Origin of the sequence: Thermodesulfobacterium hydrogeniphilum (assembly GCF_000746255.1) — a bacterium.
Taxonomy (GTDB): Bacteria; Desulfobacterota; Thermodesulfobacteria; order Thermodesulfobacteriales; family Thermodesulfobacteriaceae; genus Thermodesulfobacterium; species Thermodesulfobacterium hydrogeniphilum.
The window spans coordinates 46,975-59,533 of record NZ_JQKW01000009.1; the positions used below are offsets into that span (position 1 = coordinate 46,975).

Annotated in this window: 11 protein-coding genes; 4 read left to right on the forward strand and 7 right to left on the reverse strand. The window is 33.9% G+C overall.

Annotated elements, in window-relative coordinates:
* Positions 1-13: 13 nt before the first annotated feature.
* Together CC87_RS05075 and CC87_RS05080 are read left to right on the forward strand one after the other, a co-directional pair.
* Positions 14-3,187, forward strand: coding sequence for an efflux RND transporter permease subunit (locus CC87_RS05075; protein WP_038056814.1), 3,174 nt, complete (start codon positions 14-16; stop codon positions 3,185-3,187).
* Positions 3,188-4,591 (forward strand): efflux transporter outer membrane subunit, encoded by a 1,404-nt coding sequence (locus CC87_RS05080; protein WP_038056816.1) that lies wholly within the window; start codon positions 3,188-3,190, stop codon positions 4,589-4,591.
* Positions 4,592-5,008: 417 nt separating this feature from the next.
* Here the strand turns inward: CC87_RS05080 and murI are convergent, their stop codons facing one another.
* The 7 genes from murI to CC87_RS05115 are packed head-to-tail and all read right to left on the reverse strand — an operon-like array spanning position 5,009 to position 10,288.
* A complete protein-coding gene (gene murI, locus CC87_RS05085; RefSeq protein WP_038056818.1) occupies positions 5,009-5,800 on the reverse strand; it encodes a glutamate racemase in 792 nt (263 codons plus the stop codon).
* Positions 5,797-6,090, reverse strand: a complete 294-nt coding sequence (locus tag CC87_RS05090) for a hypothetical protein (RefSeq protein ID WP_038056820.1) — start codon at positions 6,088-6,090, stop codon at positions 5,797-5,799. The genes murI and CC87_RS05090 overlap by 4 nt, the downstream gene beginning before the upstream one ends.
* Positions 6,087-6,836 carry a Rossmann-like domain-containing protein gene (locus CC87_RS05095; protein WP_038056822.1) on the reverse strand — a complete coding sequence of 250 codons (750 nt, stop codon included), beginning with the start codon at positions 6,834-6,836 and terminating at the stop codon, positions 6,087-6,089. Before CC87_RS05095 ends, CC87_RS05090 begins: the two co-directional genes overlap by 4 nt.
* 15 nt (positions 6,837-6,851) lie before the next feature.
* Positions 6,852-7,646, reverse strand: a complete 795-nt coding sequence (locus CC87_RS05100) for a P-loop NTPase (RefSeq protein ID WP_051920615.1) — start codon at positions 7,644-7,646, stop codon at positions 6,852-6,854.
* Between the two features lie 8 nt (positions 7,647-7,654).
* Complete coding sequence (gene dapB, locus CC87_RS05105) at positions 7,655-8,473, reverse strand: 4-hydroxy-tetrahydrodipicolinate reductase (protein WP_038056824.1); 819 nt, start codon at positions 8,471-8,473, stop codon at positions 7,655-7,657.
* 13 nt (positions 8,474-8,486) lie between these two features.
* Positions 8,487-9,689 carry an exonuclease SbcCD subunit D gene (locus CC87_RS05110; protein ID WP_038056826.1) on the reverse strand — a complete coding sequence of 401 codons (1,203 nt, stop codon included), beginning with the start codon at positions 9,687-9,689 and terminating at the stop codon, positions 8,487-8,489.
* Positions 9,690-9,691: 2 nt separating this feature from the next.
* On the reverse strand, positions 9,692-10,288 hold the full coding sequence (locus CC87_RS05115) for an RlmE family RNA methyltransferase (protein ID WP_038056828.1): 597 nt from the start codon (positions 10,286-10,288) through the stop codon (positions 9,692-9,694).
* A gap of 177 nt (positions 10,289-10,465) precedes the next feature.
* On the opposite strand from CC87_RS05115, the gene recA reads away from it, so the two are divergent.
* On the forward strand, positions 10,466-11,524 hold the full coding sequence (gene recA, locus CC87_RS05120; RefSeq protein ID WP_038056829.1) for a recombinase RecA: 1,059 nt from the start codon (positions 10,466-10,468) through the stop codon (positions 11,522-11,524).
* Positions 11,525-11,566: 42 nt separating this feature from the next.
* Positions 11,567-12,556 (forward strand): D-glycero-beta-D-manno-heptose-7-phosphate kinase, encoded by a 990-nt coding sequence (gene rfaE1 / locus CC87_RS05125; RefSeq protein ID WP_038056830.1) that lies wholly within the window; start codon positions 11,567-11,569, stop codon positions 12,554-12,556.
* Positions 12,557-12,559: the final 3 nt, after the last annotated feature.

Here is a 12,559-nt window from a genome sequence, read left to right on the forward strand (position 1 = left end):
TAGGAGGAGATAAATGATATCTCGTTTTTTTCTAAAAAGACCGGTTTTTGCCTGGGTAATAGCTATAGCAATCATGAGTTTTGGATTACTCGGGCTTAAATTTTTGCCGGTTTCCGAACACCCAGAACTGGCGCCTCCTGTAATTTCAGTAGAAGCAATGTATCCTGGTGCTTCTGCTGAGACAGTTGAGAGCACTGTTACCCAGATCTTGGAGCAAAAATTAACTGGATTGGATGGCCTTTGGTATATGAGTGCCAGATCAAGCTCTTCTGGAGAATGTAGGATTGACCTTACATTTGCCCCGGGGACTGATCCTGATATTGCCTGGTCCAAGGTACAAAACAAAGTCCAGCTTGCCCTTGCCAGGTTGCCCGAGCCTGTTCAAAGACAGGGAGTAAAGGTAAGTAAGTCAACCAAGAACTATTTGCTTGTTGTGGCGCTTATATCAACCGATGGTAGATATAATGGTAATGATTTGAGGGATTATGCAAAGTCAAATATTGAGAAGGTCCTGGCAAGGATACCAGGGGTGGGTGAGGTAATGACCTGGGGAACAGAATATGCCATGAGGATCTGGTTAAACCCAGACAAATTAATAAAATATAACTTGACTGTAGAGGATGTGATTGCTGCTCTTAAAAGATATAATGTAGAAGTTTCAGCAGGGCAATTTGGGGGTGCCCCAGAAGTCAAAGGACAAAAATTTAATGCATCAATTATTGTTCAGCACTATTTAAAGACCCCGGAGGAATTTTCCAAAATTCCCATAAGAATAAATAAAGATGGCTCAAAGGTGCTTATCAAGGATGTTGGACGAGTTGAGATTGGAACAGAGTTTTACGATATTGAAGATGCATACAATGGGAAGCCTGCTGCAGCTTTAGCGGTCAGAAAGATGGCTGGGGCAAACTCATTAAAAGTAGCAGAGCGTATAAAGAAAAAATTAAAGGAGATGAGCAAATATTTTCCACCGGGAGTTAAGGTTGTATATCCTTATGACACCACTCTCTTTACAAAAGCAGCCATCCATGAGGTTGTAAAGACTTTATACGAGGCAGTTATCCTTGTATTTATCGTTATGTTTGTATTTTTGGGAAGTTTCAGGGCAACTATAATTCCTACTATTACAGTCCCTATTGTTGTGCTTGGAACATTTGGCATAATCTGGGTGCTTGGGTTTTCTATAAATGTCCTAACCATGTTTGCAATGGTTCTTGCCATAGGACTTCTGGTTGATGACGCTATTGTAGTTGTGGAAAATGTAGATAGAATCATGGAAGAAGAAGGCTTACCTCCAATGGAGGCAGCTGCCAAGTCAATGGATGAGATAACAGGTGCTTTAATTGGTATTGGATTGGTCTTATCTGCTGTGTTTTTACCAATGGCATTTTTCCCGGGTTCTACTGGAATTATTTACAGACAGTTTTCAGTAACAATTGCAGCAGCAATGCTACTTTCTGTTGTAGTGGCCCTTGTGTTGACCCCTGTTTTATGTGCTACTTTTTTAAAACCATATCCCAAAGGGACCCCTATTTATGAAAAGACTTTTTTCATCTTCAGGCCATTTTTAAAAGTTTTTGATAAGGTATTAAAGAAAGGAAGAGAATTATACCTCTCAGTTGTTGGGTATACACTGGCCAGGAAAATCAGATTTGTTATTATCTATTTGATAATTGTAAGTATAACTGGCTATTTATTTTTAAATATGAAAACTGGATATCTTCCAAATGAAGACCGCGGAATTTTGCTTTTTCAAGTGATTTTACCTTCAGGCTCTACCATGAAACAGACCGAAAAAGTTCTAAAGCGCGCTGAAAAATACATTCGTACACATGAACAAAAAGCTATTGAATCTACAGCATATGTTGCTGGTTATTCCTTTGCAGGGCGTGCTCCAAATGTAGGACTTGGTTTTATTAAACTTAAAGATTGGAGTTTAAGAAAGGATAAGTCCCTTTCAGCTGAGGCAATAGTTAACAGGCTTAACAAGGAATTTTCAAAATACAATGATGCAATGGTATTTGCATTTATGCCCCCAGCTATTATTGAGCTTGGAAATGCTGCAGGATTTGATTTTGAGCTACTGGATTATAGCGGTGTTGGGTATCAAAAATTGATGGAGGCGAGAAATCAGCTGCTTTACATGGCATCTAAGGATCCAAGACTTGTTCGTGTAAGGCCAAATGGAATGGACCCTGTTGTTCAATATAAGATAGATATAGATTGGGAAAAGGCAGGGGCCTTGAAATTGCCAATTACTTCTATTCACAACAACATTGCTGCAGCAATTGGTTCAGCTTATGTAAATGACTTTGTGAAAAATGGAAGGGTAAAAACCGTGTATGTCCAGTTTGATGCCCCATACAGGATGATGCCAAGAGACTTAAGAAAAATATACATAAGAAATTTAGAAGGGAAACTGGTTCCATTTTCAGCTATTGCAAAGGGTAGGTGGGTATATGGTCCACAGCAATTAGAGAGATATAATGGCTTCCCATCAATAGAAATTTGGGGAGAACCTGCACCAGGGTTTAGTACAGGTGACGCAATGAAGGCCATGGAGGAGCTTGCAAATAAGCTGCCAAAAGATTTTGGATATGCGTGGACAGGATTGTCTTATCAGGAAAAAATGGCAACAAAACAAGGACCACTGGTGTATGCATTTGCACTCTTTGTAATATTTTTGGTCCTTGCTGCTTTGTATGAGAGCTGGCCAATTCCAATTGCAATACTTCTTTCCATGCCCCTTGGTGTAATTGGTGGAGTAATTGCTACCAGTTTGAGAGGATTTGATAATGATATATATTTTCAGGTTGGTCTTGTAACAGTGCTTGGTCTTACCACCAAAAACGCAATATTGATTGTTCAGTTCGCAAGGGAGAGGATAGATGCTGGATATGAATTGATAAAAGCAGTTCTTGAGGCTTGTAAATTAAGACTTAGGCCAATACTTATGACTTCATTTGCATTTGGTATGGGAGTCCTTCCACTTGCAATAGCGCATGGACCAGGCTCTGGGGCTGAAAATGCAATAGGAACAGTTGTAATTGGTGGTACAATCTCCTCCACATTTATTGCAACAATTTTTATCCCATTATTTTATGTGATTATTTATAAGCTGTTCGGAAAACGTAGAAAAGAAGTTGATATAAAACATAGTATGGAACATCAAGAAGGAGACGCATAGATGGGAAGAAATATAGCTGTAACAATCATAAGTTTAACTGTTTTATGTAGTTGTTCTTTTATTCCAAAATATAAAAGACCCGCAATGCCAGTTGAAAAAAAATTTCCAGACAAAGGTGTATATAAAAATATTTCTTTTGGAAATGAGACCAATGTGTCAAAGATAAAGTGGCAGGACTTTATAAAAGATCCAAAGTTAAAGGAAGTTGTAAAACTTGCTTTAAAAAACAACAGAGATCTTAGACTTGCTATATTAAATGTTGAACAGGCAAGAGCCTTATATGGGATTAAGGCAGCAGAATTATATCCATCTTTATACGCTACATCTGGTATAGAGAAACAGAGGGTGCCAGAGGATATATCATTTACAAAGAAAGCTTATACAGAAAAGCGATACAGTGTTAATTTTGGGCTTGCAGAGTGGGAGATAGATTTTTTTGGGAAAATTCGTTCATTCAAAAAAGAGGCTTTGGAAGAATTTCTGGCGGCAAAGGAAAACCGGCGTGCAGCGCAAATAGCTCTAATTACAGAGGTATCCCGAGCCTATCTCAGGCTTTGTGCTGATATAGAAAATTTAAAGATTGCTGAGGAGTTACTAAGAACTGCAGAAGAAAATTTTGAGCTTGTAAAAAGCCAGTATGATGCTGGAGTAGCAACTGAAATTGATCTAAACAGAGCCAGGACTGAGGTGGAGTCAATAAAAGTGGATGTGGTCAAATTAAAACAATTGATAAATCTGGACATAAATACATTAAACTTTTTAGTAGGCACACATGTTGATGAAAAATTACTTCCCAAAGGTTTACCTGAAAAAAATCCTTTTGAAGAGGTAAAACCAGGTATATCTTCTTATGTTTTGTTAAATAGACCAGATGTGATGGCTGCAGAGCACAAATTGAAGGCATCATATGCAAGAATTGGTGCAGCAAGGGCAGCATTTTTTCCGTCTATATCTTTAACCAGTGCAATTGGGACAGTAAGTGACGAGCTATCCAATCTCTTTAAAGGCTCTGCACGCACATGGAATCTGAGTCTAAAAGGAGCACTCCCTGTGTTTGACCCAAGGATTTGGGCTGCTTATAAGCTCAGCAAGGTTCAGAGGAAAATTGTGCTAACCCAATACGAAAAGACAATTCAAAATGCCTTTAAAGAGGTGATGGATAGACTTACGATTAAGGCAACGATTGATGAGCAGATAGAAGCACAGAAAAAACTAGTTCGTTCTCTTGAGAGGACTTATGAGCTTTCTTTAAAAAGATATAAACAGGGAATAGATAGCTATTTTTCAGTTCTTGATGCAAAAAGGAATTTACTTCAGGCAAAACAAGCACTTACTAATCTTATTATGTCAAAATACGCAAACCGCATAGCCCTTTACGCTGCACTTGGTGGAGGAGGAGATTAAGTTGCATAGCCTATGCAACCTTTATCTACATTCCATTTTTTTGCAATAGGGTTTATCAAAGAATCTTAAACTTTAGATGATAAAACTAATCTCCAAGGTGGTTGAGAGTCAGTAATTAATCTCTTTTACTTCCATTTCCCTCACCTCCCAGTCCTTTTAATTTTTTATACTATCATAACATAGACACAATTTAAATAACCCTTCCCCTTTCAGAGAAAATATTGCTTTCCAAAAGATACTTTAAACCTTCTGGATAATAACTATAATTATGGCCCGGTCCGTAAACATTGTTAAGTTGAATTTCTGAATGAAAATTAGCATTTTTTCGAATTTTAAATTGAGTAGAATTATCAAAAGATAAAGAACTTTTAGGTTTTATTGTTACAATTTTAATTATTTTTAAAATGAATTGAAAATTTAACCTAAATTTACTTTTTTCAAGGTAATCTTTCTTCCCAGAAAAAGTTGAGCTATTTTTTCAAAATTTGGGGTTATATCAGAAACATAGATCTCAGGATCTTCATTTGAAGCAAGTTCTTTGATAAATTCAGGATGTGTTTCTATAAAAGTTTTTACCTCTAAAGCTACTTCTTCAGATGGATCAACCAGTTTTCTTCTTTTTCCTGCCTTTTCCTGAATGACCTTCTTAATCAAAGGATAATGAGTGCATCCGAGTATTAAAGTGTCAATCCCGCGCATTTTAAGAGGAATAAGATATTTTTTAACAATACGTCTTGTTTCAGGTTTTTTAAGCCATCCCTCCTCAATAAGAGGAACTAAAAGAGGGGCAGGTTGAGAATAAAGTTTAATTTCTGGATCTACCTCTTTAAAAAGTCTTTCATAAATACCACTTTCCACAGTAGTTCTGGTGCCAATAAGTCCTATTTTTTTGTTTTTAGTGAGTTTTAAGGCTTTTTTCATAGAGGGAGTTACTACTTCAAAAAAAGGGACTTTTGGAAAAATTTCTTTAAGAGCAGGCATGGCAGTGCTTGAAACTGTATGACAAGCTACTACAATAATTTTAGCCCCTTTTTTAAGAAGAAAATTGGTAATCTCTATAGCATAATGAGTAACAGTTTCAGCACTTTTTGTTCCATAAGGAGTTCTTGCAGTATCTCCAAAATAAATAAGTCGGTATTGAGGAAGGAGTTTAAGAAGTTCTTTTACAACAGTAAGACCACCTAAACCAGAATCAAATACTCCTATCATCTACGTAATCCAAAATAAAATTCCAGACTTGCAGATATAGCTGTAATAACAGCTAACCAAAGGGCAATCTTTATGAAATACTCTCTACTAAAATGCTTTTTAGCAATTTTAGCAGTCAGACCATTAGCTATAATGGTCATTCCCAATCCATATAAACCACTTCCTATAAATATTTTTCCGGATTCTAAAAAGGTTTTTAACAAATCCGAAGGATAAATTCTCAAGCTAAAAAGAATCCATAAAAAAAATGGTAAAAAAAATTCTTTTTGCAAATAGTGTTTCCAGTTCATTTTTTAATCCTTATGTTTATTTTTTCTAAAACTCCGCTTTTAAAAAAAGCAGGAGCACCTTTACCTTCACAAATTTTACGAAATAAAAATTCTGAATCTTTAACTATGCTCCCGCATAACCAGGTTATAGGAGTAAATCTAAAAATCTCTGGATTTAAAGGAGTGCTTGGTCCCATCAATAAAACTTCTGGCACATCCTTTAATTCATCCAGTAAAGGTTCTAAAGTTTTATTTACTAAGGTTGAAGAAGTAATTATAGCTAAATTTATCTTATGTACAATATCCGAGATTTTAAAGTTAGCTTCTTCCAGTGCTTTATCCAAAAGCCATATCTTTTTTACTTTTCCTTGCAATTTTTTAAATATAGGCTCAAAATATCCTATCATTAAGATTTCATCCCTTGGCTCAAGCTTTATTTCAGAAAATATATCTCCACTTATAGCATTTTTTAGAAATTCTTTTTTATTAGAAAAAATGGCATTTATAGTAGCTAATCCCACAGAAATTTCTACAGGATGATCTGAAAGATAACCTTTTATTACTATATCAGCAGGGCTTTTCCAGAAGTTTAATTCATCTCCTAATTCACAGCAATATTTAGCTTCTTTAAAAAAAGTATAAGCAAGACCTGCACCTCCTCTTTCTATCTCAGCTACGGTATAGTGAATCCCTACACAAACTCTTTTAATTTTTTTAGCTCTGGCAAGAGGTAAGGCTTTTTCTACAAGATCTTTATAAATACTCATATTTACAAAAGCCTCTTAGTGAATTCTAAAAACTCTATCCAAAATTTTATCTCCCAGATCTTTTAAAAGATTTTGTCTTTCAGGTAAAACTGTAACTTCTTGTAAATTTTCTTTATAGGAAAGTTCTTTTAAAACCGGCAATTCAAATAGAAGCGAGAGTCTTTGTTCTTCTAAAAATTGATTAAAACTACCTTCATCTTCAAAAAAATCAGCCATATTTTTAATTACTCCCAGAATAGGGATTTTATTTTCTTTTAATATAGCCACAGTTCTTTTAGCATCGGCTAAAGCCAACTTATGAGAGGTTGTAACAAGAATAAATCCTTCTGGCACAAAAATATCAAGCATGGTGAGAAAGATATCACCTGTTCCAGGAGGCAAATCAAGGATCAAGAAGTCTACGGGTCCCCATTCAACTTTTTGAACCAGTTCTTGTAGTAGTTTAGTAGCTAAAAGTCCACGCATAAAAATGGGTTCTTTTTCAGATACCATCAAAGCTAAACTGACCAATTTAATATTTTCTGCACCTAAAACAGGTTTAATTTTACCAAATTCTATAATAGGTTTTTTATTTTTAATTCCTAAAACAAGATTAATATTAGGTCCATAGAAATCCAAATCAAAAATACCAACTGAATAACCAGCATCTCTTAAGGCTAAGCCTAAAAGAGCAGAAACAGTGGTTTTCCCCACTCCTCCTTTTCCACTTCCTACAGCTAATACAAATCTAACATCTTTTAAACCTGAATGTTTTTTTAGCTCATTTTTTAAAAAACTTTCTGCAGTTGGGCAAGATTTTTTCTCTTCCATAAGCCTCCTCATATTAGAGATTTTTTTAAGCCTAAAACATCCTGCATAGTATATACTCCTGGAGCTTTTCCAACAACCCAAAGAGCAGCTCTTATAGCACCTCTGGCAAAGGTTTCACGACTACTTGCTCTATGAGTAAGCTCAATTCTCTCTCCTATTCCTGCAAACATAACAGTATGCTCTCCAACAATGTCTCCACCTCTAATAGTTTGAATACCTATCTCATTAGCAGGTCTTTCTCCTATTATTCCCTCTCTGCAAAATCTATAATCTTTATCACTTCTTCCAAGCACCTGAGCTATTACATTAGCAAGTTTTAAAGCTGTTCCACTGGGAGCATCTTTTTTCATACGATGATGGGCTTCTATGATTTCTATATCATATCCTTCTGAAAGGACTTTAGCAGTAAGTTCCACTAATTTACAGAGAAGATTTATACCTGAACTCATGTTATAATCTTGCACCAAAGGAAATTTAGCTTGGGCTAAATTATGAACTTCCTCTAATTCATCTTTAGTAAAACCTGTAGTTCCTATAACCATAGCTTTTTTATATTTAGCATTAATTCTGGCATTTTCTACAGAAGCTTTATGAAAAGTAAAATCTATAATCACATCTCCTTTTTCAATAACTTTTTCTAAGGAATCCTCTATTATAATACCTGTTTTTGGAAGACCAACCACCTCGCCTACATCTTTCCCTACAGCTGGATTTTCAGGATGTTCAAACGCTCCAACCAGATCTATTTCAGGATTTTGAAATATTAAATTGATAATAGTCTTTCCCATTCTTCCTGCTGCTCCTGCAACTATTGCTTTTATAGCCATGGTATCCCTCCTTTTATAAAGTTTCTTTATTCAATTCTTCATTAAAATTTTCTAAATATTTTTGAAAAACTTTAAAAAGTTTTTCATCTATTTCATTTCCTTCTATTAATTTGTAAAATTCTTTAAAAAGTTTCTCTTCGTTTAAATCAATTTCAGCTTTGTCAAAAATTTCTAAACTATCTGCATTAAAATCATAGTTTGCATTACTTTTATCTTTTTCTTCATATTCTAAAACCAAAAGGTTGGGAAAAACTGTTTTTAGTCTTTCAAAGGGATGAAGAACAGGGATTTCATCTTTTAAAATCACTTTTATATAGGCTTCATCCTTAGGATATTTTATCAAATCATTAAAATAGCCTTTTAAAGTCTTTATTTTAAAAGAGGGGTTTAAATAAATTTTTTCTTCTTTTACTAAAGAATTATTTTTAAGCTCTAAAAACCATACTCCCTTATTATAATTTGCCTCTTCAAAACTATATGGTAAAAGAGAACCTGCATAATAAGCTTTATGAGAAATTTTTTGTAATCTATGTAAATGCCCAAGTAAAAGAAAATCATATTTTTCAAAAAAATTTATAGGAAAAATTTCTTCTCTTCCTATACATTTCAAAGTAACCTCTTCTCCTGTAAAAATTCCTTTTTCTAAAGCAAAATGTCCTAATAAGAAAGCAGGTCTTTTTAATGAATTTTGAAAAGATAAAAGGAGCTCTATCAGTTCTTTTAAAAAAAGTTGATTTTTAGAATTAAAAAAAATTGCAAAGCGCTGAATTTCTTCCTGCCAAAAATTTTCCATATTTTCTTTTAGCTCATATAAAGATAAATAGGGTAAGATATAAAAATAGGCTTTTTCTCCTTTCCTATTTTCAAAAACAAAAGGATTTTTAAAATAATTAAGATTATCTACTAAAATAAGATTAAGATCTCTTAAAAATTCTTTATAAAGACTTATTCTTTTAGAATCATGATTTCCTAAAATAAAGATAGCAGGTATTTTTTTATCAAAAAGATTATAAAGAATATCTTTAAAAAGCTGCTGGGTTTCGTAATCAGGATTGGGTTTATCTACTATATCTCCTGTTATTATTAAAAGATCAGGTTTAATATCCTCTAATAACGGAAAAAAATATTTTTCAAAAAATATAGACTGTTCCTCTGTGAGCTTTTTACCAAAAAAATTTTTTCCTAAGTGCCAGTCAGAAGTATGAATAATTTTCAAAACTAACCTCTACTTTTCAAACCTTGAGCTATAATAAAAAGTTCTTTGCTTTCTTTTCTTGAGCTTTTTGGTTTAAAAAGTTTAACACTTTTAAAGTATTTTTCAATTTGCTTTTTGAGTAAAGGCAGGTTTTGCCCTTCAAATACCTTAGCTAAAAATGGTCTATTAAATTTTAAAAATTTTAAAGCAAGCTCTAAGGCTTTTTCTACTAATCTAACAGACCTTATGTGATCTCCGAATTTATCTCCTGTGGTTTTAGGAGCCATGTCACTCAAGATTACATCAAAGCTTTTAACACCAAAGGGTTTAAAATCTTCTTCAGAAAGTTCATAAACATCTTTTTGAATAAAGAAAAAATTTGGCAAATTTATTTTGATCTCCTGCAGATCAACACCTATTACTTTACCTTCAGAGCCTACTAATTTACAAGCATATTTAGACCAAGAGCCAGGAGCAGCTCCTAAATCTAAAACAATGTTCCCCTTTTTGATAAGATGGTATTTTTCTTGAATTTCCATAAGCTTAAAAACAGAACGTGCAGGATAACCTAACTGTTTAGCTTTTTTTGCCCATTTGTCAAACCAAGGATCTTTTCCCATAAGATATAATATAATATAATAAACTATTTAAGACAATTTTTGCTGTTATTAAAAATTTCTTCAGGCTTATATTTAGAATAACAATCAAAAAATTTAAGAATTATTTTACTTGACTTTTTAGCAAAAATTTTTTATGGTAAGATTATAAAAATGTTAAGAAAAAGGAGGCTTATTTAGATGGAGGCTTTGGATAAGAAGAAAGCTGTAGAGGCAGCTATATCTCAGATTGAAAAGCAATTTGGAAAAGGCTCTATAATGAAGCTTGGAGAATCAGGTAAAAAAATAGAGGTAGAGGTTATTCCTACTGGTTCTTTAAGCTTAGATATTGCTACAGGAATAGGGGGCATTCCCAGAGGTAGGATTACAGAAATTTATGGTGCTGAAGCTTCAGGAAAAACGACTTTAGCTCTGCATACTGTAGCTGAAGCTCAAAAATCAGGAGGAGTGGCTGCTTTTATAGATGCTGAGCATGCTTTAGATGTTCATTATGCTAAAAATTTAGGAGTGAATGTGGATGATTTGCTTATTTCTCAGCCTGACACAGGAGAACAGGCTTTAGAAATTGCAGAAATTTTAGCAAGAAGTGGAGCTGTAGATATTATTGTAGTGGATTCTGTAGCAGCTCTTGTTCCCAAAGCTGAACTTGAAGGAGAAATGGATACTCAACAGGTTGGTCTTCAAGCGCGTCTCATGTCAAAAGCTATGAGAAAATTAACAGCTGCTATTTCTAAAAGTAATACCGCTGTGGTTTTTATTAATCAAACCAGAATGAAAATAGGTATGGGAGGATATGGAGGACCTGCTGAAACTACCACTGGTGGAATGGCTTTAAAATTTTTTGCCTCTCTGAGAATGGAAATAAAAAGGATAGGAACAATTAAAGAAGGAACACAGATCTTAGGGCATAGAGCCAGAGTTAAAATAGTTAAAAATAAATTAGCTCCTCCATTTAAAGAAGTAGAATTTGATATTTATTTTGGAGAAGGAATTTCCAAGGAATCTGAATTAATAGATCTTGGTCTTGCTATGGGAATTATTGAAAGAAGTGGAGCTTGGTATTCTTATAAAGGAGAACGTTTGGGTCAGGGCAGAGAAAATGTCAGAAAATATTTAAAAGAGAATAAACAGCTTGCCCAAGAAATTGAAAGACAAATTAGAGAATTAGCAGGATTACCTATTTTATCTCTACCAGAAGAAAAAAACAAAACAAAAAACCAAAAATTTGTCAAAAAATGAAAACCCAAGAAAAAACTTTAGAATAAGACTGATTATTCAAAAATGAAATCTTTAAATTTAGAAAAACTTGAAGAAAGACTTAGTAAAGTAAAGCTTTTAGTAGTAGGAGATTGTATTCTTGATAGATATTTTTTAGGAGAGGTAAATCGCATTTCTCCAGAGGCTCCTGTTCCTGTTTTTGATTTGAAAGAAACTTATTATAGCCTTGGTGGAGCTGCCAATGTAGCAGCTAATTTGAGAGGTTTAAATGTTCAGGTGGAATTAATGGGAATTGTAGGTGAAGATGATAAAGGAAAAATTTTAAAAGAACTTGCTCAAAAAGAAAAAATAGGTATAAAGGGGATTCTGGAAGACAAATCAAGACCTACCACTCTTAAAACCAGAATAATTGCCTATTCTCAGCATCTTTTACGTATAGATTTAGAAGAAAGAGCTCCTTTAAATAAAAAATTAATGAAGCGCTTTCAAGAGATATATGAAGAGATTTTAGAAAAGGTAGATGGTGTAATTATTTCAGATTATGCTAAAGGGATGTTTTTATCTGCAAGTTTTTGCTCTTGGTTAATAGGTGAAGCCAGAAGAAAAGGTAGGTTTGTTTTGGTAGATCCTAAAAGTATAGATTGGAAAAAATATGAAGGGGCTACTGCTATAACTCCCAATTTAAAAGAATTTAAAAACACAGCTTTTAAAGAAAATCTACCTCAGGATGATTTGGAAAAATCTGCAAAGGAATTGATAGATAGATACAATTTGGATTTTTTGGTAGTCACTTTGGGAAAAGATGGAATATTTTTTTATCATCCTGAAAGAGGTTTTAAATATTTACCTGCACAGGCTAAAGAGGTGTATGATGTTTCAGGAGCAGGAGATACAGTAATTGCTTCTCTTGGAGCATTTTATGCTGCTAAGTTACCTATAGAAAAAGCTTTAGAGCTGGCTAATATAGCAGCAGGAATAGTAGTTGGTAAGATAGGTACCAAGCCAATCTATTGGGAAGAAATAAAAAGTTTTATTAAGGAAAATTTTTCTTAAGGA